The sequence below is a fragment of the Bacillus cereus group sp. TH152-1LC genome (genome assembly GCF_027710505.1).
GTDB classification, from domain to species: Bacteria; Bacillota; Bacilli; order Bacillales; family Bacillaceae_G; genus Bacillus_A; species Bacillus_A mobilis.
In genome coordinates this window covers 160,612-184,260 of the sequence record NZ_JAQFNK010000006.1, presented here as the reverse complement: position 1 = coordinate 184,260, position 23,649 = coordinate 160,612, and the positions used below count along the sequence as shown (strand labels likewise).

The following is a 23,649-nucleotide window of genomic DNA, read 5'->3' as shown; positions in this document are numbered from 1 at the left end:
TTGATTAAGTTATAAGAAGACAAACACGTTAGGGTGATATAAAATGTGGCGGAAGTTTACGATTATTGTAGTGTTACTTTGTTTAGCCGGATATGCAGCTTATGAACAGTTTGGTAAAAACGATCAGGTGGTACAAGGGAAGCAAGAAAAAAGTGAAGCTGCTATGAAAGAGATGATTGCAAGTAATGGTATTGAAATAGGGAAGAGTGCACCAGATTTTGAATTAACAAAGTTAGATGGAACGAATGTAAAGTTATCAGATTTAAAAGGAAAGAAAGTGATTGTAAACTTTTGGGCAACGTGGTGTGGACCGTGTCAGCAAGAAATGCCTGATATGGAGGCTTTCTATAAAGAACATAAAGAAAACGTAGAAATTTTAGCAATAAATTATACGCCTTCAGAAAAAGGTGGGGGAGTAGAAAAGGTAAGTAATTTTGCTAAGGAAAAAGGAATTACTTTTCCTATTTTATTGGACAAGAACATTGATGTGACAACAGCGTATAAAGTAATTACGATCCCAACTTCGTATTTTATAGATACGAAAGGTGTCATTCAAGATAAGTTTATTGGACCGATGACGCAAAAAGAGATGGAGAAACGGATTGCTAAATTAAAATAACGGCGAAAAGGTAGAGGTGGAAAGTTACCATTTCTACCTTTTCTTTTTCATGTAGTGATAGCAGCATGTTATGATAAAGGAAATATAAACGTTTAGAGGTAAAGGAGTGTTTGGAGTGGGGAATATATCCTTACCGTTAGATTATGTTGTAATTGATTTTGAAACAACAGGATTTAACCCTTATAATGATAAAATTATTCAAGTCGCAGCGGTGAAATATCGTAATCATGAACTAGTAGATCAATTTGTTTCCTATGTGAATCCAGATCGTTCAATTCCGGACCGAATAACGAGTTTAACAGGTATTACAAATTATCGTGTTTCAGATGCACCGACGATTGAAGAAGTATTACCTTTATTTTTAGCATTTTTACATACAAATGTAATTGTCGCTCATAATGCATCGTTTGATATGCGTTTTTTGAAAAGTAATGTAAATATGCTTGGTTTACCGGAACCTCAAAATAAAGTGATTGATACTGTGTTTTTAGCAAAGAAATATATGAAGCACGCGCCTAATCATAAACTTGAAACGTTAAAGCGAATGCTTGGCATTCGTTTAAGTTCTCATAATGCATTTGATGATTGTATTACTTGTGCAGCTGTTTATCAAAAATGTGCATCTATTGAAAAAGAAACAAACAGGAAATCGGATACGGAAGTACTTGATGAAACAGCAGTATATGAGGCAGTAAAAAAGATACTTGTACGAAATAAACGTGATATCGAATGGGTTCGTTGTGTGAATGTAGGAAGCTATTTAGATATAAAAGCTTTTTATTCAGTTATGAGAGTAAAAGTAAAAGGGCGAAAGAAATACGTATTAACAGAGATATTAGAAGATGATGTGAAAGAAATATGTACGAGTTTAAATTGTGAACCGGCGTTAAAAAGTGAAGTTGGTAATACGAGAATTATGCTTAATAGCTTAGAGGATGTCCTGAAATTAGAAAGTTATATTTTAGAACAATATGATTTCGTACTGCAAGCGCTAAGTGAGTATAAACAAAGTGAAATGAATGCAGATGAAAAGTTAAAAGAGTATTTAAATATGATGGTATAAAAAACTCCGTGTACGGTTTATTGTACACGGAGTTTTTTTAGGAGTACTAAAACATAAAATTTTCTTGCAAATCTGATTAAAGAGTTTTTCCTTTGCTCATACTATGTATAGTAAGAATGCGAAGGAGAGAGGGTGAAAAGCGTGAGAAGAAGTCGCCGTAAATCATTTGACGAACTTGTGAAAGAAAATAAACAACAATTATTAAGCGATCGTGATGCAATCGATCGTATTGAAGAGCGTATTGAAAAACGATATGAAATGAAACTTTTTAAGCAAGCTGAATAATTCTTAACACTAGTACGATACTAGTGTTAAGGAGGCGATAGTAATGGGTAATCCGAAAAAGAATTCAAAAGACTTTGCACCGAATCATATTGGGACACAATCAAAAAAAGCTGGTGGCAATAAAGGAAAGCAAATGCAAGATCAAACAGGTAAACAACCGATTGTTGATAACGGTTAAAAAGGGAGAATGTTGTCATTCTTCTTTTTTGTGAAGGATTTTTAATAGTAAAAAAGGGCTGACTTTTGTCAGCCCTTTTTCGTAATTGTAAAATTTTCAACGAGTAAACGCCAATTTTGCGGGAATGGTAAACCGGTCTTCCAGTAACTAATACCACCAATGCCTTGTTCTTTCATTAAGTTGAATTTACTTTGAATAGATCTCGAATCTTCAAACCAGACTTCGTGTTGTACGCCGTTTTCGTCAAAGTAATTGAAATGTGGAGCTTGAGCTGTGAAATCATAGCGGATAGGAACATTGTATTTACGAGCTAGTGCAACAGCTGCGACAGAGCTAACTGCTTTTGCTGGTGGATTCCCTTGTTTGAACGGAAGTTTCCAATCGAATCCGTATAAATTTTGCCCCATCATAATTTTTTGGGGAGGCATTTGAGATTTTGCGTATTGGAGTACTTCTTTTACAGGACCGATAGGAGAAATAGCCATCGGTGGTCCGCCTTGCCAACCCCAGTCGTATGTCATAATAACGACGAAGTCAACAATTTGTCCTTGTGCTTTATAATCGTGAGCTTCGAAAAATTTCCCTTTTTGATTTGAACTTGTTTTCGGTACAAGCGTTGTACTCAATGTGTATCCGTTAGGTAATCGTGTTTTCACATTTCGTAAAAAACGATTATACGCTTCGCGATCTTCAGGTGCCACGCTCTCGAAATCAAAATGAATGTCTCGCATACCGTACTTCTCAGCTGTTCGCAAAATGTTTGTAATAAATTTGTTTTGAATTGTTGCGTCCCGTAAAATAACTGATGTCAGATCGGCACTGAAATTTCCATTTTCAATATTTGTAATAACGAGCATAGGGATGGTTTTGCCTTGCGTTGCAATATTAGCGATTTTAGCTGTTTCAGTCGGTTCTTTTAACGTACCATCTCTTTTTGCCTCGAAACTGAAATAAGCTAAGTATGTTAAAAATGGATTAATAGCACGCGTAGCAGTAACTAAACTTTCTTTTATTGGTATAGTTGAAGGTTGTAAATAAGCGATGGATTCTACTGCTCGTTTTGTCCCTTTCGGTATATATAATTGCTGTCCGACATGGAGAATGGATTTTAAAGATAAATTATTCACTTTAGCTAAGCTAGCGAGAGGAACGTTATATGTTTGAGAAATTCGATAGAGGCTATCGCCAGGCTGTACATAATAATTATTTCCTTTCGTATTTACGATTAGTGCCTGACCAACGACGAGTGTTTCAGATGGATTTAATCCATTGTCTTTTACTATTTCATCAGGTGTTGATCCATATTTTGATGCCAAGCTATATACGCTATCACCGCTACGAACAGTTACAATTTGAATCATATGCTTGCTCCTTTCGGTAAAAGATTCACTGTTTTTATTTTATTTTTGATTCCGCTGTATTATGATTAAATGTATGCAAGGTAGCAGAAGTGAAAGAAGGCGAATAGAAATGTTTGTAGCAGAACATGAAGTTGAAATCCGTTATGCGGAAACAGATCAAATGGGTGTTGTTTACCATTCAAACTATTTAGTGTGGCTGGAATTAGGTCGCACGAAACTTATACAAGATTTAGGATTTTCATATGTTGAAATGGAGAAAGAGGGGATCATTTCTCCTGTGTTAGACTTGCAAATTTCATATCGTAAAGCGATGCGCTACGGTGAAAAAGCAATTGTGAAAACGTGGGTGGACACTGTGAGTCCGCTTCGTGTTGTATATGGTTATGAAATATATAACGGTGATGGAGACCTTTGTATTACTGCAACTACGACGAATATTTGTGCGAAAAAAGAAGGGTTCAGGCCCGTATCATTTAAAAAGTTATATCCTGAGTGGTATGCGAAATATGAGGAAATTAAGAAAAAATAAAAAAAGTGTGGCTTCTGCCACGCTTTTTTTATTTTTCATAATTAAATTGCGGGAAATCATCACCGTCGTTAAATGTAACAGATAAATTATGTCCATCGAAGAACCACTCATCATCGCCTTCAATAAAGAAGTTAATACCTTCTTCTTGAGTTTGAACAGCAGGATGTGCAGGATCATCTTTACGAATACCTAAAGAAAGTCCTTTTTGCACAGTACTGCAACCGCCGTATTGTACGAAAAGGCGTAGTGTTTCACCCGATTGTAAGTTTAATTCGCTTTTATACCATTGTGCTGCTTCTTTTGTTACGGAAAGATTCATGTATAGTTCCTCCAAATTATGTTGCTTTTTCTTTAGTATAAAAAATAACGCAAAAAGACGCTATTAATATGCTTCACGTTTTCTTTTTGCGTTATGTGGGTTACGATCTTATTTTTGCTTTTTTGAAAAGTTTGCTTTCGGTTCAGTTTTATTTATAATTCGTCCGATATTTGCACGGTGTTTATAAATAACCATACCTGCTAATAAACACATCGCAATAATGAAGATTTTATCCCCGCTAACAATGGATGCAATAACAGCAACGACGGCTGTTACCATAGAAGAAAGTGATACGTATCTTGTTGTAAATAAAAGGCTGAAAAAGACAACAGCTAATATTGCAAAAACAACTGGTGAGTAGCATAATAGTACGCCAGCAGAAGTTGCAACAGCTTTACCACCACGGAATTTTGCGAAAATCGGATACACATGTCCAAGAACAGCTGCTAATCCGAACCATAGTGGGTGAACATATAATCCGAAAATAATCGGTAGGCTTGTTGCTAATGTACCTTTTAAAATGTCAGCAATTGTAACGATAAAACCTGCTTTTTTCCCTAGTGTGCGGAATGTATTTGTTCCGCCTAGATTACCGCTTCCGTGCTCACGAATATCGATTCCGTAGCCGATTTTTCCAACGACTAGTGCGAATGGAATCGAGCCAAGTAAGTAGGCAACGATAAATAAAAGATATGTAGTAACCATAAGTTCAGTCTCCTTTATTCAAATGTGTTGATAAAGGGTAAAAAGAGTTTTTCCCGTATATTGTACCATACATTTGTAAAGAGCACATTTCTTTTTTGTAAATGAAAAATTCATTATTTCGTGAAAAAAATTTCACAGGAATGTTACATTTCTCACAGAAAAACCAAGACTATATGTAGTAACATTTTAATCAAAAGACAACAACATATTGGTGGAGGGTTATAAATGTTACAACGAAATGTACGTGGAGAAGAATTAATGAGAGTGTTTGAGACGATTGTCCACGGTAGTGAGCAAGATTTAATGCAAGAAAATGCAAATGTAGATGGCCGTTCTCCGATGGGAGTAATGGGAACGTTCGCATCAGAGAGTGCGAAATATTATGCAGTTGAAAATTTATTGTCAGATCAAGTGAAAAAAGCAATAAATCAAAATATATTATATCCACATGACTTAGATTTTTATGCGACAGGAACGACGACTTGTTCGCAAATTCCGTTAGCGCAAATGCTTGTGAATGGTTTTCATACCGGACATGGACATATGAGACAACCGCAAGACATTAAAAGTGCATTGGCTCTTTCGTCTATTATTTTTCAGGCGAATCAAAATATGCAGCATGGTGGTCAATCGTTTGCACTCTTTGATATTGATTTAGCTCCTTATGTGAGAAAAACAGTAGCGAGACATAAGAAACGATTACAGGCGTACCCGCTTACGAAAGAACAAATAGAAGAATTTGCATGGAAAGAAACAGAAAATGATACGTATCAGGCGTGTGAAGCTTTCATTCATAATTCAAATAGTATGCACAGTAGAGGCGGGGGACAAGTACCGTTTATTTCTATCAATTATGGAACAGACACATCAAAAGAGGGGCGGTTATTAGTTAGACAGCTTTTAAAAGCGACACAAGCCGGTCTTGGTAAAGGAGAAACACCAATTTTTCCTATTCAAATTTTTAAAATGAAAAAAGGTGTGAACTTTGAAGAGTGTGATCCGAACTATGATTTATTTGAATTAGCGTTAGAGACAACGGCTGAACGATTATTCCCTAACTTTTCATTTTTAGATGCGCCATTTAATGCAGTACATTATGACGGAAGACCAGAAAGTGAAGTATGTTACATGGGATGTCGTACCCGTGTTATGTCTAACATACATGGAGAAGAAACAGCGATTGGAAGAGGCAATTTATCATTTACGTCTATCAATTTAGTGAAATTAGCGTTAATTAGTGGTTCAAAAGAAGCGTTTTTTGAAGCGTTAAATTATTACTTAGATTTAGGAATTAAGCAATTATTAGAGAGATTTGAGTATCAATGTACGAAGCGAGCAAGAGATTTTAGATTTTTATATTCACAAGGTGTATGGCGCGGTGGAGAAAAGTTACAGCCTGAAGATTCTGTAGCATCTATTTTAAAGCAAGGGACGTTAAGTCTTGGTTTTATCGGTCTTGCGGAGTGCTTAGTAGCTTTAACAGGAAAGCATCATGGAGAAGATGAAGAATCATGGAAACTCGGGTATGAAATCATTTCCTTTATGAGAGATAGAATGGATAAAGCGACGGAAGAACATGAACTGAATTTCTCAGTAATTGCAACTCCTGCAGAAGGGTTATCAGGGAAGTTTGTGAAAAAAGATAGAGAAGAATTTGGTGTGGTTAGCGGCATAACGAATCATAATTACTATACGAATTCATTCCATATCCCAGTTTATTATAACATTCAAGCGATAAATAAAATTCGTTTAGAAGGACCTTTCCATGCCTTATGTAACGGGGGACATATTACGTATATTGAGCTAGACGGAGCAGCTATGCATAACAAACAGGCGTTAAAACAAATTGTGCGAGCGATGGCAGATCATGGCGTTGGATACGGTTCAATTAATCACCCTGTTGACCGTTGTAAGTGCTGTAGTTACCACGGGGTTATTGGCAATGAATGCCCAAGCTGTGGAAATGGAGACGAGGCTAATATAGAAAGGATTCGCCGTATTACAGGCTATCTTGTAGGAGATATGTCGAAGTGGAATAGTGCCAAACGCAGTGAAGAGATGGATCGGGTGAAGCATAAATGAAAGTGATGAACATCATTCATGATAGTGTAGTAGATGGAGAAGGGTTGCGGACAGTCGTGTTTTTTGCGGGCTGTCCGCATCGTTGTTTCGGTTGCCATAATCCGAAATCGTGGAATATTTGTAATGGAACTGAAATGACAGTAGAAGAAATTGTGAAAGAGATTGCAAGTAATCCATTAACTGATGTAACATTTTCAGGTGGAGATCCATTTTTCCAAGCTACTGAGGTGAAGAAAGTAGCACAAGCAGTGAAAGATTTGAAAAAAAATCTATGGATGTATACAGGTTATACGTTAGAAGAGATACAGAGTTCTCAAAATAATGATATGATAGAGTTGTTACATTATGGGGATGTTTTAGTCGATGGAAGATTTGAAATCGAGAAAAAAGATTTAACACTTCCATTTCGCGGAAGCTCCAATCAACGTATTATTCGATTGAAAGAGTAAAAAGGCGGGATAGATGATATGAATAAAACAGTATTACTTGTTGAAGATGAAAGAAGATTACGTGAAATCGTTAGTGATTATTTTCGTAATGAAGGCTTTGAAGTAATCGAAGCAGAAGACGGAAAAATAGCGTTAGAATTATTTGCAGAGCATGAAATTGATTTAATTATGTTAGATATTATGTTACCAGAAATAGATGGCTGGTCTGTTTGTAGACGAATTAGAAAAGAATCAGCAGTACCTATCATTATGTTAACAGCACGTTCAGATGAGGATGATACATTACTAGGGTTCGAATTAGGTGCAGATGAGTACGTAACGAAACCTTTCAGCCCGAAAGTGTTAGTAGCTCGCGCGAAGACGTTATTGAAACGTGCGGATGGCGTGGTAGGAGTAGCAGAAGAAAATACTATGTCTTTAGCTGGAATAGAAGTAAATCGCCTATCTAGAACGGTGTTAGTAGATGGAGAAGAAATTATATTGACACATAAGGAATTTGAACTTCTTGTTTATTTAATGGAGAACAAAGGAATTGTGTTGTCACGTCAACATTTATTAGATCAGTTATGGGGATATGACTACTACGGTGATGACCGAACGGTAGATACTCATATTAAAAAACTACGAAATAAACTAGGAGATAAGGCGAAGCATATCGGTACTGTTATTCGAGTGGGTTACAAATTTGAAGAATAACCTTGAAATTACTATGTACTTTGGCTTTGGGATATAGCAAATTTATACTCTCTTTTGTAGGTGGAATGTACAAAAAATACTTTTCTTGTCTACAATGATAGATAAGAGTATTTTTTTAATTGGATTTCACGATGAGTTCACAAGAAGGACACAAACTGTGACTATACTGAAAGTACGAATTCACCAGAGAGGGGAAATAAAACATGGGATATTACGACGGACCGAATTTAAATGAAGAGCATAGTGAAACGAGAGAAGTGAGAAAATCAGGCGGTAAAAAAGGTTATTTTTTCACAGGTTTAGTCGGAGCGGTAGTTGGAGCTGTCACAATTAGTTTTGCAGCACCATATATGCCATGGGCTCAAAATAATGGAGCGGCCGTATCATCATTCAGTTCGGATTCAAAAGTTGAAGGTACTGTAGTTCCTGTTGTCAATAAAGCAAAAAATGAAACTGATTTACCTGGTATGATTGAAGGCGCGAAAGATGTTGTTGTAGGTGTTATTAATATGCAACAAAGCATTGATCCATTTGCAATGCAACCAACAGGCCAAGAACAACAAGCTGGTTCAGGATCAGGTGTTATTTATAAAAAAGCAGGAAATAAAGCATATATTGTAACAAATAACCACGTAGTAGATGGTGCAAATAAACTTGCTGTAAAACTAAGTGATGGTAAACAGGTAGATGCAAAGCTTGTAGGGAAAGACCCTTGGTTAGATTTAGCTGTTGTAGAAATTGACGGATCTAACGTAAATAAAGTTGCCACTTTAGGTGATTCAAGTAAAATCCGTGCTGGTGAAAAAGCAATTGCAATCGGTAATCCACTAGGATTTGATGGAAGTGTAACGGAAGGTATTATTAGTAGTAAAGAACGTGAAATTCCAGTAGATATTGATGGGGATAAACGACCAGATTGGCAAGCGCAAGTTATTCAAACAGATGCAGCGATTAACCCAGGTAATAGTGGTGGTGCGTTATTTAACCAAAACGGTGAAATAATTGGGATTAATTCAAGTAAAATTGCACAACAAGAAGTTGAAGGAATTGGATTTGCTATTCCAATTAATATCGCAAAACCAGTTATTGAATCACTTGAAAAAGAAGGAGTAGTGAAACGTCCAGCTCTTGGTGTAGGTGTTGTTTCATTAGAAGATGTGCAAGCTTATGCAGTAAACCAATTGAAAGTACCAAAAGAAGTAACAAACGGCGTTGTATTAGGTAAAATTTACCCAATATCACCTGCAGAAAAAGCTGGTTTAGAGCAATATGATATTGTAGTAGCATTAGATAATCAAAAAGTAGAAAATTCACTTCAATTCCGTAAATATTTATATGAAAAGAAAAAAGTAGGCGAAAAAGTAGAAGTTACATTCTATCGTAATGGTCAAAAAATGACGAAAACAGCTACTTTAGCAGATAATTCAGCTACAAAGAATCAATAATTGAAATAAAAGAAAGTCTCTTTCATATTGAAAGAGACTTTCTTTATCGGCTATACTAAAGGAATAGGAGGGATAAATTATGACAATTGAAAACCCAACTCGTACGGAAATTGGTGAAGTATTAAAGAAAAGCAAAACGATTGCAGTTGTTGGATTATCGGATAAGCCAGAACGTACATCGTATATGGTTTCAAAAGCAATGCAAGATGCTGGGTATCGCATTATTCCAGTGAACCCAACAGTAGATGAGGTGCTTGGAGAAAAAGCCGTTTCTTCGCTAAAGGATATTAAGGAACATATTGCCATTGTAAATGTATTCCGCCGTTCAGAATTTTTAATGGATGTTGCGAAAGAGTTTGTAGAGATTGATGCAGACGTTTTTTGGGCACAATTAGGAGTACAAGATGAAGATACATATAAACTGTTAAAAGAAAAAGGCTATACTGTAATAATGGATCGTTGTATTAAAGTAGAACATGCGATGACAAAATAGTATAAATTTAAAGTAGAAAGATTGATTCAGCCCTCATTATAGGAAAGTAGGGCCGATGAACGAGGTGTTCATCATGAGATTTTTTAAAGGCTGTTTTTGGGGATTATTACTCGTTATCCCATTTTGGATATTGATCATTTGGATCATGATAAAGGTTTGGAATGTGTAATCTTGGCATACATATCCATTTCTCGTTGACAAACGATTATTTTTCTGAAATAGTAGCCTAGAGGAATCCTTGTGAAAAAAACAAGGATTTTTCTATTGAAAATGGTATATAAAAGAGATAAGATAACTTGCCAAAACTATAGTCGAGGCGTTATTCTATAATAGAAACGTATGTTCTGATTTGATTAGGAAAGGGGCAAGGAGTTTGGCGAAGCATCAGTTCCAATATAATGAAGATGCAATTCAAGTGCTAGAAGGACTTGAAGCCGTTCGAAAACGCCCGGGTATGTATATCGGGAGTACGGATAGCCGTGGATTGCATCATTTAGTATATGAAATAGTAGATAACTCCGTTGACGAAGCGTTAGCGGGATTTGGCGACGAAATTTCTGTCGTAATACATAAAGATAATAGTATTAGCGTTATAGATAAAGGGCGAGGAATGCCTACGGGAATGCATAAACTTGGGAAACCTACACCTGAAGTTATTTTAACTGTACTTCATGCTGGTGGTAAGTTTGGTCAAGGTGGTTACAAAACGAGTGGTGGTTTACACGGTGTTGGGGCATCAGTTGTAAATGCCTTGTCAGAATGGTTAGTAGTAACGATTAAACGTGACGGAAATATTTATGAACAACGCTTTGAAAATGGCGGTGTTCCTGCAACGACGCTTGAGAAAATCGGGAAGACGAAAGAGTCTGGTACGACAATGCATTTTAAACCAGATACAACGATTTTCAGTACAACAAATTACAATTATGAAACACTTTGTGAGAGATTACGTGAATCTGCATTTTTATTAAAAGGGATGAAAATCTCAATAAAAGATGAGCGAAATGATTTAGAAGATGTCTTTCATTATGAAACGGGAATCGAAGCTTTCGTTTCATACTTAAACGAAGAGAAAGATTCAATTCATCCGGTAGTATATTTTACTGGTGAACAAAACGGAATTGAAGCAGAGTTAGCATTCCAGTTTAACGATGGCTACTCAGAAAATATTCTTTCTTTTGTAAATAATGTACGTACAAAAGATGGTGGAACACACGAAGCTGGGTTTAAGACAGCAATGACTCGTGTGTTCAATGAGTATGCTCGTAAAGTTTCACTATTAAAAGAAAAAGATAAAAACTTAGAAGGTACAGATATTCGTGAAGGTGTAGCGGCTATCGTTTCTGTACGTGTACCAGAAGAAGTACTTCAGTTTGAAGGACAAACGAAGGGAAAACTAGGTACAAGTGAAGCTCGTTCTTCAATTGATGCCATTGTATCAGAGCATTTAGCTTACTTTTTAGAAGAAAACCCGGATGTTGCTACACTTCTTGTGAGAAAGGCAGTTAAAGCAGCGCAAGCACGTGAGGCTGCTCGCAAAGCGAGAGAAGAAGCACGTACTGGTAAAAAGAAAAAGAAATCAGAAGGTACATTAAGTGGTAAGTTAACACCTGCACAATCACGTAACCCGCAAAAAAATGAACTGTACCTAGTGGAGGGTGACTCTGCCGGTGGTTCAGCGAAACAAGGCCGAGACCGACGTTTCCAAGCGGTATTACCATTACGTGGTAAAGTAATCAATACAGAAAAAGCAAAACTTGCTGATATCTTTAAAAATGAAGAGATTAATACAATCATTTACGCTATTGGCGGTGGTGTAGGGAATGAATTCGCTGTTGAAGATATTAACTACGATAAAGTCGTAATTATGACCGATGCCGATACAGATGGTGCGCACATTCAAGTATTGTTACTAACGTTCTTCTACAGGTATATGAAACCACTTATCGAAGCTGGCAAAGTATTTATTGCACTTCCTCCTTTATACAAAGTAAGTAAAGGAAAAGGGAAAAGTGAAGTAATTGAGTATGCATGGTCTGATGAAGAATTAGATGGTGTAACAAAAAAGGTCGGTAAAGGCTACATGTTGCAGCGTTATAAAGGACTTGGCGAAATGAATGCCGATCAATTATGGGAGACAACTATGAATCCTGAAACACGTACGTTGATTCGTGTGAAAATTGATGATGCATCAAGAGCGGAGCGCCGAGTTACGACATTGATGGGTGATAAAGTAGAACCTCGTCGTAAATGGATCGAACGAAATGTACAATTTGGTATGCAAGAAGAAGGAAATATTTTAGAAAATGAAATGATTATGGAGACGGAGGTGGAATAACATGCAGGCAGAGAAGTTTCATGACCTCCCGCTTGAAGACGTGTTAGGTGACCGCTTTGCACGTTATAGTAAATATATTATTCAAGACCGCGCGCTTCCAGATGCGCGTGACGGTCTAAAACCTGTACAAAGACGTATTTTATATTCTATGTATGTAGAAGGAAATGTACATGATAAAGCATTTCGTAAATCAGCTAAAACAGTCGGTAACGTTATTGGTAACTACCATCCACACGGTGATTCCTCTGTATATGAGGCGATGGTACGTTTAAGTCAAACTTGGAAAGTACGTAATGTTTTAGTTGAAATGCATGGTAATAATGGTAGTGTGGATGGCGATCCAGCAGCGGCAATGCGTTATACAGAGGCCCGTTTATCACCAATCGCATCTGAGTTATTACGTGATCTTGATAAAGAAACAGTAGAATTTGTGTCAAACTTTGATGATACGAGTGAAGAACCAGTTGTATTACCGGCAATGTTCCCAAACCTATTAGTGAACGGATCGACAGGAATTTCAGCTGGTTATGCAACAGAAATTCCTCCGCATCACCTTGGAGAAGTAATTGATGCGACGATGATGCGTATTGATAAGCCGAATAGTACGGTTGATGATTTATTAACAGTTATGAAAGGCCCAGATTTCCCGACAGGTGGTATTATTCAAGGGATTGATGGTATTAAAAAAGCGTATGAAACAGGAAAAGGTAAAATTATTATTCGCGGAAAAGCGGAAGTTGAAACAATTCGCGGTGGTAAGCAACAAATCGTTATTACAGAAATTCCGTATGAAGTAAATAAAGCGAACCTTGTTAAAAAAATGGATGAATTACGTCTAGATAAAAAGCTAGATGGAATTGCTGAAGTGCGTGATGAGACTGACCGTACTGGTCTTCGTATTGTTGTAGAGTTGAAAAAAGAAGTAAATGCTGAAGGTATTTTAAATTATTTATATAAAAATACAGATTTACAAATTCCATATAACTTCAATATGGTTGCGATAAATAATCGTCGTCCTACACTTATGACATTACCAAAAATTTTGGATGCATATATTGGACACCAAAAAGAAGTTGTAACAAAGCGCTCTCAGTATGAATTACGAAAAGCAGAAAATCGTCAGCATATTGTTGAAGGTTTAATGAAAGCATTATCAATTTTAGATCAAGTAATTGAAACGATTAGAGCTTCTAAAGATAAGCGTAATGCGAAAGATAACTTAAGTGCTAAATTCGGCTTTACAGAAGCACAATCAGAAGCAATCGTTTCGTTGCAATTATATCGTTTAACAAATACAGATATTACAGCACTAGAAAAAGAAGCGGATGAATTAAGTGCAAAAATTGCAGAATTACAGTCGATTTTACAAAGTGAAAAAAGACTTCTTCAAGTTATTAAAACAGATTTGAAGAGAGTAAAGAAAACATATAGTGATGATCGCCGTGCTATTATTGAAGACCAAATTGAGGAAATTAAAATCGATGTGGAAGTGATGATTCCGCAGGAAGATGTCATCGTTACTGTAACGAAAGAAGGATATGTGAAACGAACAGGTTGGCGTTCACATAATGCATCGAACGGGAAAGACTTCGGTATGAAAGAGGGTGACATCTTACTGGAGCGATTCGATACGAATACGACAGAGACAGTCCTCTTATTTACGAATAAAGGAAACTATATATATCTGCCAGTATATGAAATGCCAGAAATCCGTTGGAAAGATTTAGGTCAACACGTTGCGAATCTCGTTTCACTCGAGCGAGATGAAATGATTATCTGGGCGACCGTCGTACCGAATTTTGAAGAAGAAAAACGATTTATCGTATTTGTAACAAAGAATGGCATGATTAAGAAAACAGAATTAAACCAATATAAAGTACAGCGTTATTCAAGGGCGTTTGTTGCTGTAAACTTGAAAAAAGATGATGAAGTAGTAGATATATTTGCAACAGATGGAACGAGTGATATCGTTCTTGCAACCTATGGTGCATATGCACTTATTTTCCATGAAGATGAAGTAAGTCCAGTTGGTGTAAGGGCTGCTGGTGTGAAAGCCATTAATTTAAAAGAAGATGATTATGTCGCTTCTGGTAAACCGTTAAATGGTGAAAAAGATCAACTTATTCTCGTAACGCAGCGCGGTGCTGTAAAACGTCTAAAAGCATCAGAAATTGAAAAATCAACGAGGGCGAAGCGAGGTCTTGTTATTTTCAAAGAGTTAAAACGTAATCCATACCGTATTGTCGGTATTGAAATTGTTCGAGACGATGAACTAGTTTACATGAAGACAGAGAAGCACATCGTAGAAGAAATTGATCCGAAAGCGTATCGAAATAAAGACCGGTATAGTAACGGTAGTTTAGTACTAGATGTTAATGATACTGGTGAAGTTATTGAAACGTGGACGAAAAAACGACCGAATTAAAAAAAGCATCTTGCTATGAATAATGGCAAGATGCTTTTTTCTAGGCAAATTATTATGTCCATAACAATAATCTTGTTATAATAATTGAATGAAATCGTTCTCATAAAGTGAAACTTTAATCAGTGAGTGTTTTCTTTATCCCGACTGATTATTAGTTGAAGCCGGACAGATGGAGGGGCAATATGAAAAAAATAGGTGTAGGGATTGTAGGATTTGGTTTTTCTAGTACAACATTTCACATCCCATTATTACAAACGATAGAAGAATACGATATTCGTGCCGTATTATCTTCAAAAGAAGAAGTAGTAAAAGAAACATTACCGAATGCTAAAGTTGTTAGTACAATTGATGAATTGGTGAAGCGAGCTGATATTGACTTAGTGGTCATTACTTCACCGAATACAACTCATTTTCCATATGTAAAAGAAGCAATTTTACATGGTAAGCATGTAGTTGTGGAGAAACCATTTGTTGTTTCAATTGAAGAAGGGAAAGAGCTTATTTCGTTAGCAGAGCAATATAATGTGGTATTAAGTGTATATCATAATCGTCGTTTTGATAATGATTTCTTAACGATAAAGAAATTGTTAGAAGAAAATAGAATAGGGAATTTATACGCATATGAAGCGCATTTCGATCGTTTTCGTCCGAATGTGCGTGATCGCTGGAGAGAAAAAAACTTACCAGGATCAGGAATATTATATGATTTAGGCTCGCATTTAATTGACCAAGCATTATCATTATTTGGGAAACCAGATGCGATAAGTGCAGATGTAATCAAACAACGACCAGGTGCAGAAATTGATGATTACTTCCATGTTATACTTCATTACGGTGTGAAACGTGTCACTTTACATAGTAGCAGTTATGTTAAGCAAGCAGGTCCACACTTTACACTGCATGGAGACAAAGGTTCTATCGTGAAATACGGTATGGATTCACAGGAGGAACAATTAAAAAATGGAATGAAGCCAGGCGATGATGGTTATGGAGTAGATGCTGAAGAGAATTTCTCTACTCTAGAAACAGAAGAAGAGTTAGTACGTATTCCAACAGAAGTCGGCTGTTATGACATGTACTATAAAGGTGTAAGAGATAGTATTGTAAATGGCGAGAAACCACCTGTAACAGCACAAGAAGGCTTAGAAGTTATCAGGCTTATTCAATTAGCGATTGAAAGTAGTGAAACAGGTAGAGTTATCACTGTAAAATAAAAAAAGACACGAATTTCGTGTCTTTTTTTATTGAGAATATGTGAATAGGGAAAATTATTTAGCCTAATCGTTTGTCATACATTAACTGGATTTGTATGCCGTATGGATCTTCAATAATACCATACGCTTCACTAAAGATATTTTTTTCTAGTGGAGAGATTACCTTCACGTTCTTATCGGAAATTAAATTATTATAAAATCTTTGTATTTCTTCTAAATTAGCGCTTTGAATGCAAAGTGACATATTATTTCTAACGTTATAACGTTCAGTAGGATTCATTGTATCTTCTGCTATCATTAGCTTTGTATTCCCAATTTGTAAAACAGAGTGAGCAATATGATCCTTATTTTCACTTGTTATTTTAAAAGAACGATCTCTTTTCGCCAGTTCTTCATACGTAACAATCATTAACTGCTTAGCTTCTAAATTGCGTGTATAAAAATTAATTGCCTCTTTTGCATGCCCATTCATTGAAAGAAAAATAGCTATTTCTAATGTCATACATATACAACTCCTTTATTAGTTAATAATTATAATATAGACTAAAAAGGTTTCAATACATGACACCTTTCGGGAGGGAAATATGAAAAAAACGGAACGAATTAATGATATGCTTATTTTCTTAAATAATAAAAGGCATTTTAATTTAAAGGATTTAATGGTTAGATATGCTATTTCTAAAAGTACAGCTTTACGAGATATTCAATCATTGGAAGAAATAGGTGTACCATTATATTCTGAATTAGGTAGAAATGGAAGTTATAAAATTATAGAAAATAGTGTGTTATCGCCAATTTATTTTAGTGTGGATGAAATGTATGCGTTATATTTTTCGATTCTTACACTAAATGGATACAAGACGAAACCATTTAATATAGAAAGTATTGCACTTGAAAATAAATTTAAACATGTATTACCTGAAAATGTGAGTAAAAATATTTCAATTATGGAACGAACACTTTCTTATGAAGTAACAAATCATAGTAATTTTAGTCCGTTCTTAAAAGAAATTTTACAGGGGATTTTTGCTGAGCGAGTTTATCATTTAACATATTTAAAAAAAGATGTGGAGAAAGTAATGGTAGCTCAATTTATTCGAATCGAATCTAAATTTGGCCAGTGGTATGCTAAAATCTTTAATTTTGAGACAAATCATGTTCAAATCATTAGATGTGATAAAATTCTTTCTATTGAGGAAACAAATAATACGAATTCAAAAACTCTTGAAGAATTGTTAAGTTATCTTACTACTTTTCACAGAAAGCCTGATGCAACTGATTTTAGTGTCATTGTTAATCAAAAAGGAAAAGACATTTTTGATAAAGAGAATTATCCTTCCATGAAGATACAAAAAGAAAATGAAAATTACATGATAACAGGCTATTTTAATAAACAAGAAGTTGATTTTATATCGAACTATTTTCTGAATTTCGGAGAAACGATTATCTCCATTCAGCCTGTCATGCTAAAGGAGCTAATCTATAATAAGGTATTATCTATAAAGCAGCATTTAACTTCTTTAAGATAAAGTTAGTTTGAATCATTTTTTGACATGAAAAAGCCCTTGAGATTTAAATAGCTAAAGGGCTTTTTTGTGATGTTATTTGTTCTTTAGAAACATTATTTTTCTGGGATGGACAGTCCATAAAAGAACATCGTAACGATATCTTGTATATGTTTTTCGCGATCCCCTTCAAGAAGCTGTGCTCCAAAATCATCACCTAATTTAGTGAACATTTGAATGTATAGCAACATCATTTCTTTAGTAAGGTGAGGATTAATTTCATTTTTTTGCTGTGCTTGTTCTAATATTTCTAAATACCAAGGTAGGATTTTTTCGTTTTGATAACTATAAATAAACTCTCGGAGCTTTTCATCTCTTTGCATCATTTGTAGTAACATATCTGGCTGAAATAACCCACCAGTATTCATTTTTCTTACAATCATTTTTTGCATCATATCATGAAAAGGTAGTTTTTCCGCTGCAAGATCTTTATAATATTGAAATTCAGATATAATAAACTCTTGTATAAGCTCTCGAAATAGCGCATCTTTACTTCCGAAATGATTATAAATGGTAACTTGAGAAACGTTTGCTTTTTTTGCAATATGTTCTATTTTCACTTCATTAAATCCACGTTCTGAAAATAATAAGAAGGCGGCCTCTTTAATGGCACGTTTTTTCTTTTCTTTCACTTTTTCAAAGCCGTTCAATGCAATCACCTCAATTAAAATATACAAGAAAAAATAATGGAAAACAATAATTTTGAAATACGGACATATAAATATTTCAAAAAGTTGTTGCGAATATGAAAGATGAGGAGTACAATAATTTTGAAATATCACATATTTAATATTTCAAAAAATGAGGTGGAATTATGATTTCAGTTCAAAATGTCACAAAACAGTTTTCAAATGGAAAAGGTTTGTTTCATATTACATTTGATGTAAAAGAAGGAGAAGTATTCGGTTACTTAGGACCAAATGGTGCCGGGAAATCCACAACAATTCGTAATTTAATGGGATTTATAAAACCGACAGATGGTAAAGCGACAATTTTTGGATTAGATTGTTGGAATGAAGCAGCGAAAATTCAAAGAGAAGTTGGCTATTTGCCAGGAGAAATCTCTTTTATTGAAGGAATGAATGGATTAGAGTTTTTAAAGTTAATGCAAGGCATGCGTGGGCTTAAGGATACGAAAAGACGAGATGAATTAATAGATCGTCTGCAATTTGATGTGAAAACACCGATTCGAAAAATGTCTAAAGGAATGAAGCAAAAAGTAGGAATTGTTGCTGCGTTTATGCATGATCCAGAAGTGTTAATTTTAGATGAACCGACATCAGGGCTTGATCCACTTATGCAGCAAGTATTTATAGATTTAATAGTAGAGGAAAAACAAAGAGGAAAAACAATTCTTATGTCGTCACATATTTTCACTGAAATTGAGCGTACGTGTGATCGAGTAGCGATTATTAAAGATGGTTGCCTTGTAACGGTTGAAAATATTCATGATTTACAAAGTATGAGACGTCAGGTAATAGATGTAACAGTATCATCGCAAGAAGAGATTGAATCTCTGGCGCAATGTAATTTGCAATTTGAAGCGGTGAAAGGAAGAGAAGCATCGATTATTGTACAAGGAAACTATCAAGCTGTTTTACAAACACTTTCAAACTATAATGTAACAGCGCTTCAAACGAGAGCAATGGATTTAGAACATTTATTTATGCATTATTACGATCAGAAAGAAGGGGTAAAGCATGAATAAGCAATTGTTTTTAGCTAGTTTGAAAGAAACACAGAAAAGTATTTTGAGTTATGCAACTGGTGCAGCTCTATATTTATGGTTATTAATTTGGATCTTCCCTTCAATGGTATCAGCGAAAGGGTTAAATGAATTAATAAGTGCTATGCCTGATAGTGTGAAAAAATTGTTGGCATGGAAAGTCCAATTCAAAATGTAATGGATTTTTTAGCTGGCGAATATTATAGTCTATTGTTTATTATCATATTAACAATTTTTTGTGTAACAGTTGCAACGCATTTAATTGCTCGTCATGTAGATAAAGGAGCGATGGCATACTTGCTAGCAACCCCTGTATCTAGAGTGCAAATTGCAATCACGCAAGCGGCTATTCTCATATTGGGACTACTGATTATTGTAACTGTTACGTATGTAGCGGGTATAGTAGGAGCAGAATGGTTTTTAGAAGATAATAACTTAAATAAAGAATTATTCCTGAAGATAAACGTAGTCGGAGGGCTCATATTTTTAGTCGTTAGTGCTTATTCATTTTTCTTTTCTTGTATATGTAATGATGAAAGAAAGGCACTTAGCTATTCAGCAAGTTTAACAATTTTATTTTTCATAACGGATATGGTAGGTAAATTAAGTGATAAGTTAGAGTGGATGAGAAATATATCATTATTTACGTTATTTCGTCCGAAAGAGATTGCTGAGGGAACGTATAATATATGGCCAGTGAGTATAGGTTTAATTGCTGGAGCCCTTTGTATTTTCATAGTAGCAATTGTAGTGTTTAGAAAGAGGGATTTACCGTTGTAAAGTAGAAAGTCCACTGAAAAAGTGGGCTTTTTTTGATGAGGAGGAAATGAATGAATCAGTTGTTCCGGGTGCAGCTATATGTAAATGATATAGAAAAGTCATTATTGTTCTATGAAGAAGTAATTGGTTTACAGTTGTATAAAAAATGTATGCATGCAGCACGTTTTAATCACGACCAGTTTTCTTTATTACTAGTTAGTGATTCAAGATTGAATGAAAATCACTATTTTTACAATCGAAAAGAAATGAAGGGGAATGGCTTTGAACTAATTATTGTTGTCAATCGGATTGAAGAAGTATATGAACGTTGTAAAGGGAAGCGGTGCACAATACAAGAAGAAATTCAAACGTATCCGTGGGAGATGAAGGGATTTAAAGTTACGGATCCAGATGGATATTTCCTTAGAATTACATCTGAGTAAAGGTAAACATGAAGAATGTTTATCTTTTTTTTATGAAAATATTCAAAAAAATGAACCTTTTTCTAGGCTCATCCGTCTAATATATGTAAAGTTAAATTTGAAGTGAGGATGAAACAGGAGGAGCAATTGTGAAAGTAATCCCTTTATATAAAATGATTGTAAAAGAAGAAACCGATGTTTCTTTAGCGAAAAAAGGTAATCATGAAGCGTTTATGGCGCTTATACATACAGAAAAAGTGAAGATGTATCGCATTGCAAAGGCTATGTTGCGTGATGAGACAAATATAGAAGATGCGATACAGGCAACAATTTTAAAAGCCTATGAAAGTATTAAAAAATTAAAAAAAGAAGAGTTTTTTCAAACGTGGTTAATTCGAATTTTAATGAATGAGTGTAACAATATTATTAGAGCGTATAAAAAGGTAATTGTGACAGAAGAGAATGATTACAATATGAGTGCGTGTGATCAGTATGAAGATATAGATTTGTGTAATGCGATTCAATCGTTACATGAAGAATTAAGAGCTGTTACGGTGCTTTATTATTATGAAGATATGAATCAAGAGAGTATAGCGAAGCTTTTAGAAATACCAAAAGGAACAGTAAAATCGAGATTGTCACGTGCGAGGGAACAACTGCAAAAACAATTAAAGATGGAATAGGGGGTGTATAGGATGGATAACGAAAAATTATTTGATGAGAAATTAAAAAAGAGAATAAAAGAAGAGAATGTGATAGTACCGACAGAGTTAAATGAAAAGATTAATCGTACACTACATAATCTTCCGGTCAAAAAGAAAGGTTACAGAGTTTATATGATGGTTATAAGTGCAGCTGTTCTAGCACTTTCAATCGTATCTATGTCGGAGTTCTCTGATCAAATTTTCGCTCAAAATGGTGGAGTATTTCAATATGTAAAGAAAAAGGCGTTTTCTGATTATGAAAATGAAGAGGAAATAAAATCGAACGTAAATTATCCAGATAAAGAAAAAATTCATGAAAAGATGCTGGATTCTATTGATTATTTTAAAAATATTTCAGGACAATTTGAGGAATATTCTAGCTCGTCAAGAATTGCTACAACATACAAATATGCGATTGATACGGAGCAACAAAGTGGGATCTCTTCGAAAGAAGATAAACTAGTGAAAAAACGAACAATTATATATAACGAGGGCAAGAAAAAAGAATTTGATGATGAGAAGTATACATATAAAGAAACAAAATGGAGCCCGAAAGAAAGGAACTATGAACTATTAAAATTAAATCCTACGGAAAGATTATTGAGAAAATCAGGAGAGAAAAAAAGATATGATGATGAATATGTGGGATTTGCTAAGTATAGTATTCAATCAGAGTTTGCGGATCTATTAATTCGATATAAAGATTGGAATTATAAAGAAACGAAGTATCTTGGACTGGATTGCTACAAAATAGAAGGGACAATAAACATAGAAATGCCTGTAAGTACATCTGAAGATTTAAAAGGGAAATTTGAAATGGTTGTAGAGAAAAATACGGGGATTATGCTAAAGTTCCTTAGTTTCCACGAAGGTATGATTCAATATTCGATTACGACTGAATGGATACAAATAAACAAAGGGTTGAAAGAGAATGTGTTTCAAAAGGATAGCGCTAAGTATGAAAAATTGAAAAATATATTAGATGAATAGAAAATGGAGGGAACTATATGGAGAATACCTCTTCTTCAAGAGAAAAGAAAAATAAAAGACAATATAAAAAGACAATGATAATAAGTGTATTGTTAGTAGTATTACTATTTGGCGGAGTGGGATATGGTGCTTATGTGTATATGAAAACTTCTAATCTCGTACAAAAGTCTAGTGTACATTTAGCACGCGGTGAAAAATCAAATTTACGTGAGAACGCTGTAAAGCCGATTACAAATAATGTTTCACTTTTAATTATGGGAATTGATGAAAATCAAGAACGACAAAAGGAGTATAATGGTGCTTTTCATACAGATGCACTACTGCTAGCTACTTTTAATAAAGATGATAAAACAGTGAAGTTAACGGGCATACCACGTGATACATATACATATGTTCCAGTTGAAAAGAAAAAAGATAAAATAACGCATGCATATGGAAGTGGTTTCGTTAAAAATGGTAAAGATGGAGGACCGCAAGCTTCAGTGGAAGCGGTAGAAAAATTGTTACAAGTACCTGTTGATTATTTTGTGAAGTTCAATTTTAATGCATTTACTAAAATTGTTGATGGATTAGATGGGATTGAAGTAGATGTCCCAGTTGAATTTACGGAGCAAAATAGTAAAGATGAGCCTGATGCGATCCATTTGAAAAAAGGACTACAAAAATTAACAGGGGAAGAAGCGCTTGCACTGGCAAGAACGCGTCATATTGATAGTGATGCAATGAGAGGTCAGCGTCAACAGCTTGTTATTGAAGCGATGTTAAGTAAATTAAAAAGTGTAGGTTCGATTACGAAACTAGAAAAAATGGTTGAGGCGGTTGACGGTGATTTTAAAACAAACTTAGTAATGGATGATATTTTATCATTTTATAAGTACGGTTTAAACGGTTCAGTTGAAAAAATACAATTAGCTGGTGACGATTTATATTTACCTAACGGTCCAAATGGGCAACGTGTATATTATTATAATCCTAATAAAAAAGATCTACAGAGTTTGAGTAATACGCTTAGAACACATTTAGGATTAAGTGAAAAGCAGATTGAGGAGAATTGAAGCAGGCATAATGTCTGCTTTTTTATTTTTGTAGAAAAGATGTTTGTTACGATATACATTATTTATTAACAATAATTTACAAGTGTTTTATAGTGGAGGGATATAAAAGGCTATTAAATCAATACATAGAATTCAATGAGATATAGTGTTTCGAAAGATTATGGAATTTTTATGAATATTACTGTAAAAAAATAATTTTTTAAAAATTTTCAATAATAACACTTTAC

24 protein-coding genes and 1 pseudogene are annotated in these 23,649 nt (G+C 34.8%); 20 read left to right on the top strand and 5 right to left on the bottom strand.

The features are described 5' to 3' along the window. Positions 1–43: 43 nt before the first annotated feature. The 4 genes from PDL00_RS16680 (at position 44) to sspN (ending at position 2,145) form a co-directional block, all read left to right on the top strand. The gene (locus PDL00_RS16680; RefSeq protein ID WP_242255598.1) at positions 44–619 is read left to right on the top strand and encodes a TlpA family protein disulfide reductase; all 576 of its coding nucleotides are present in this window, start codon (positions 44–46) and stop codon (positions 617–619) included. 115 nt (positions 620–734) lie between these two features. After that, positions 735–1,682 (top strand): 3'-5' exonuclease, encoded by a 948-nt coding sequence (locus tag PDL00_RS16675; protein WP_270730247.1) that lies wholly within the window; start codon positions 735–737, stop codon positions 1,680–1,682. 141 nt (positions 1,683–1,823) lie between these two features. Further along, entirely contained in the window at positions 1,824–1,967 is a 144-nt protein-coding gene (locus PDL00_RS16670) for an FbpB family small basic protein (protein WP_001254697.1), read from the top strand. Positions 1,968–2,010: 43 nt separating this feature from the next. Next, positions 2,011–2,145, top strand: coding sequence for an acid-soluble spore protein SspN (gene sspN, locus PDL00_RS16665; protein ID WP_000527987.1), 135 nt, complete (start codon positions 2,011–2,013; stop codon positions 2,143–2,145). Between the two features lie 68 nt (positions 2,146–2,213). Here the strand turns inward: sspN and PDL00_RS16660 are convergent, their stop codons facing one another. Next, on the bottom strand, positions 2,214–3,506 hold the full coding sequence (locus PDL00_RS16660; protein ID WP_270730244.1) for a glycosyl hydrolase family 18 protein: 1,293 nt from the start codon (positions 3,504–3,506) through the stop codon (positions 2,214–2,216). Positions 3,507–3,615: 109 nt separating this feature from the next. Here PDL00_RS16660 and PDL00_RS16655 point away from each other — a divergent pair, with 109 nt between their 5' ends. Beyond that, entirely contained in the window at positions 3,616–4,035 is a 420-nt protein-coding gene (locus PDL00_RS16655) for an acyl-CoA thioesterase (protein WP_000495809.1), read from the top strand. 28 nt (positions 4,036–4,063) lie between these two features. On the opposite strand, the gene PDL00_RS16650 is transcribed toward PDL00_RS16655, so the two are convergent. Together PDL00_RS16650 and plsY are read right to left on the bottom strand one after the other, a co-directional pair. Next, a complete protein-coding gene (locus PDL00_RS16650) occupies positions 4,064–4,354 on the bottom strand; it encodes a HesB/YadR/YfhF family protein (RefSeq protein WP_097819587.1) in 291 nt (96 codons plus the stop codon). Positions 4,355–4,462: 108 nt separating this feature from the next. Then, on the bottom strand, positions 4,463–5,059 hold the full coding sequence (gene plsY, locus PDL00_RS16645) for a glycerol-3-phosphate 1-O-acyltransferase PlsY (protein ID WP_270730241.1): 597 nt from the start codon (positions 5,057–5,059) through the stop codon (positions 4,463–4,465). 225 nt (positions 5,060–5,284) lie between these two features. On the opposite strand from plsY, the gene PDL00_RS16640 reads away from it, so the two are divergent. The 8 genes from PDL00_RS16640 to PDL00_RS16605 all read left to right on the top strand — a co-directional run bounded on the left by PDL00_RS16640 (position 5,285) and on the right by PDL00_RS16605 (position 16,201). Then, on the top strand, positions 5,285–7,141 hold the full coding sequence (locus PDL00_RS16640) for an anaerobic ribonucleoside triphosphate reductase (RefSeq protein ID WP_242255593.1): 1,857 nt from the start codon (positions 5,285–5,287) through the stop codon (positions 7,139–7,141). Continuing rightward, a complete protein-coding gene (gene nrdG / locus PDL00_RS16635; protein WP_061679916.1) occupies positions 7,138–7,590 on the top strand; it encodes an anaerobic ribonucleoside-triphosphate reductase activating protein in 453 nt (150 codons plus the stop codon). The genes PDL00_RS16640 and nrdG overlap by 4 nt, the downstream gene beginning before the upstream one ends. An 18-nt stretch (positions 7,591–7,608) precedes the next feature. After that, positions 7,609–8,286, top strand: coding sequence for a response regulator transcription factor (locus PDL00_RS16630; RefSeq protein WP_001044678.1), 678 nt, complete (start codon positions 7,609–7,611; stop codon positions 8,284–8,286). A 203-nt stretch (positions 8,287–8,489) separates the two neighbouring features. Beyond that, positions 8,490–9,731, top strand: a complete 1,242-nt coding sequence (locus PDL00_RS16625; protein WP_242255591.1) for a S1C family serine protease — start codon at positions 8,490–8,492, stop codon at positions 9,729–9,731. Positions 9,732–9,810: 79 nt separating this feature from the next. Beyond that, the gene (locus tag PDL00_RS16620) at positions 9,811–10,224 is read left to right on the top strand and encodes a CoA-binding protein (RefSeq protein ID WP_270730237.1); all 414 of its coding nucleotides are present in this window, start codon (positions 9,811–9,813) and stop codon (positions 10,222–10,224) included. A 373-nt stretch (positions 10,225–10,597) separates the two neighbouring features. Beyond that, complete coding sequence (parE, locus tag PDL00_RS16615; RefSeq protein WP_242255587.1) at positions 10,598–12,562, top strand: DNA topoisomerase IV subunit B; 1,965 nt, start codon at positions 10,598–10,600, stop codon at positions 12,560–12,562. Position 12,563: 1 nt separating this feature from the next. Next, a complete protein-coding gene (parC, locus tag PDL00_RS16610; RefSeq protein WP_242255585.1) occupies positions 12,564–14,987 on the top strand; it encodes a DNA topoisomerase IV subunit A in 2,424 nt (807 codons plus the stop codon). 182 nt (positions 14,988–15,169) lie between these two features. Next, positions 15,170–16,201 (top strand): oxidoreductase, encoded by a 1,032-nt coding sequence (locus tag PDL00_RS16605; RefSeq protein ID WP_270730234.1) that lies wholly within the window; start codon positions 15,170–15,172, stop codon positions 16,199–16,201. A gap of 58 nt (positions 16,202–16,259) precedes the next feature. Here the strand turns inward: PDL00_RS16605 and PDL00_RS16600 are convergent, their stop codons facing one another. Further along, positions 16,260–16,703, bottom strand: coding sequence for a VOC family protein (locus PDL00_RS16600; protein WP_270730230.1), 444 nt, complete (start codon positions 16,701–16,703; stop codon positions 16,260–16,262). Positions 16,704–16,785: 82 nt separating this feature from the next. On the opposite strand from PDL00_RS16600, the gene PDL00_RS16595 reads away from it, so the two are divergent. After that, positions 16,786–17,730 (top strand): helix-turn-helix transcriptional regulator, encoded by a 945-nt coding sequence (locus PDL00_RS16595; protein ID WP_270730228.1) that lies wholly within the window; start codon positions 16,786–16,788, stop codon positions 17,728–17,730. 92 nt (positions 17,731–17,822) lie between these two features. On the opposite strand, the gene PDL00_RS16590 is transcribed toward PDL00_RS16595, so the two are convergent. Then, positions 17,823–18,443 (bottom strand): TetR/AcrR family transcriptional regulator, encoded by a 621-nt coding sequence (locus PDL00_RS16590; protein ID WP_270730226.1) that lies wholly within the window; start codon positions 18,441–18,443, stop codon positions 17,823–17,825. 137 nt (positions 18,444–18,580) lie between these two features. Between PDL00_RS16590 and PDL00_RS16585 the strand changes: the two genes are divergently transcribed. From PDL00_RS16585 to PDL00_RS16560, 6 genes and pseudogenes are all read left to right on the top strand, one after another. After that, the gene (locus PDL00_RS16585; protein ID WP_242255306.1) at positions 18,581–19,474 is read left to right on the top strand and encodes an ABC transporter ATP-binding protein; all 894 of its coding nucleotides are present in this window, start codon (positions 18,581–18,583) and stop codon (positions 19,472–19,474) included. After that, positions 19,467–20,272, top strand: a pseudogene (locus tag PDL00_RS16580) (ABC transporter permease subunit). The gene PDL00_RS16585 and the pseudogene PDL00_RS16580 overlap by 8 nt, the downstream one beginning before the upstream one ends. 50 nt (positions 20,273–20,322) lie before the next feature. Beyond that, complete coding sequence (locus tag PDL00_RS16575) at positions 20,323–20,694, top strand: VOC family protein (protein ID WP_270730220.1); 372 nt, start codon at positions 20,323–20,325, stop codon at positions 20,692–20,694. Between the two features lie 128 nt (positions 20,695–20,822). Beyond that, entirely contained in the window at positions 20,823–21,356 is a 534-nt protein-coding gene (locus PDL00_RS16570; RefSeq protein ID WP_229134621.1) for a sigma-70 family RNA polymerase sigma factor, read from the top strand. 12 nt (positions 21,357–21,368) lie between these two features. Continuing rightward, on the top strand, positions 21,369–22,367 hold the full coding sequence (locus PDL00_RS16565) for an anti-sigma factor (protein ID WP_098375159.1): 999 nt from the start codon (positions 21,369–21,371) through the stop codon (positions 22,365–22,367). A 17-nt stretch (positions 22,368–22,384) separates the two neighbouring features. Beyond that, positions 22,385–23,422 carry an LCP family protein gene (locus PDL00_RS16560; RefSeq protein WP_270730216.1) on the top strand — a complete coding sequence of 346 codons (1,038 nt, stop codon included), beginning with the start codon at positions 22,385–22,387 and terminating at the stop codon, positions 23,420–23,422. Positions 23,423–23,649: the final 227 nt, after the last annotated feature.

Bases quoted from the DNA above. Each gene is read 5' to 3' on its own strand.
- PDL00_RS16605 (WP_270730234.1), top strand. From the start codon at position 15,170: ATGAAAAAAATAGGTGTAGGGATTGTAGGATTTGGTTTTTCTAGTACA.
- PDL00_RS16660 (WP_270730244.1), bottom strand. From the start codon at position 3,506: ATGATTCAAATTGTAACTGTTCGTAGCGGTGATAGCGTATATAGCTTG.
- PDL00_RS16655 (WP_000495809.1), top strand. From the start codon at position 3,616: ATGTTTGTAGCAGAACATGAAGTTGAAATCCGTTATGCGGAAACAGAT.
- PDL00_RS16595 (WP_270730228.1), top strand. From the start codon at position 16,786: ATGAAAAAAACGGAACGAATTAATGATATGCTTATTTTCTTAAATAAT.
- PDL00_RS16680 (WP_242255598.1), top strand. From the start codon at position 44: ATGTGGCGGAAGTTTACGATTATTGTAGTGTTACTTTGTTTAGCCGGA.
- plsY (WP_270730241.1), bottom strand. From the start codon at position 5,059: ATGGTTACTACATATCTTTTATTTATCGTTGCCTACTTACTTGGCTCG.
- PDL00_RS16625 (WP_242255591.1), top strand. From the start codon at position 8,490: ATGGGATATTACGACGGACCGAATTTAAATGAAGAGCATAGTGAAACG.
- PDL00_RS16600 (WP_270730230.1), bottom strand. From the start codon at position 16,703: ATGACATTAGAAATAGCTATTTTTCTTTCAATGAATGGGCATGCAAAA.
- PDL00_RS16585 (WP_242255306.1), top strand. From the start codon at position 18,581: ATGATTTCAGTTCAAAATGTCACAAAACAGTTTTCAAATGGAAAAGGT.
- PDL00_RS16565 (WP_098375159.1), top strand. From the start codon at position 21,369: ATGGATAACGAAAAATTATTTGATGAGAAATTAAAAAAGAGAATAAAA.
- PDL00_RS16650 (WP_097819587.1), bottom strand. From the start codon at position 4,354: ATGAATCTTTCCGTAACAAAAGAAGCAGCACAATGGTATAAAAGCGAA.
- parC (WP_242255585.1), top strand. From the start codon at position 12,564: ATGCAGGCAGAGAAGTTTCATGACCTCCCGCTTGAAGACGTGTTAGGT.
- PDL00_RS16575 (WP_270730220.1), top strand. From the start codon at position 20,323: ATGAATCAGTTGTTCCGGGTGCAGCTATATGTAAATGATATAGAAAAG.
- nrdG (WP_061679916.1), top strand. From the start codon at position 7,138: ATGAAAGTGATGAACATCATTCATGATAGTGTAGTAGATGGAGAAGGG.
- PDL00_RS16620 (WP_270730237.1), top strand. From the start codon at position 9,811: ATGACAATTGAAAACCCAACTCGTACGGAAATTGGTGAAGTATTAAAG.
- PDL00_RS16640 (WP_242255593.1), top strand. From the start codon at position 5,285: ATGTTACAACGAAATGTACGTGGAGAAGAATTAATGAGAGTGTTTGAG.
- PDL00_RS16560 (WP_270730216.1), top strand. From the start codon at position 22,385: ATGGAGAATACCTCTTCTTCAAGAGAAAAGAAAAATAAAAGACAATAT.
- sspN (WP_000527987.1), top strand. From the start codon at position 2,011: ATGGGTAATCCGAAAAAGAATTCAAAAGACTTTGCACCGAATCATATT.
- PDL00_RS16630 (WP_001044678.1), top strand. From the start codon at position 7,609: ATGAATAAAACAGTATTACTTGTTGAAGATGAAAGAAGATTACGTGAA.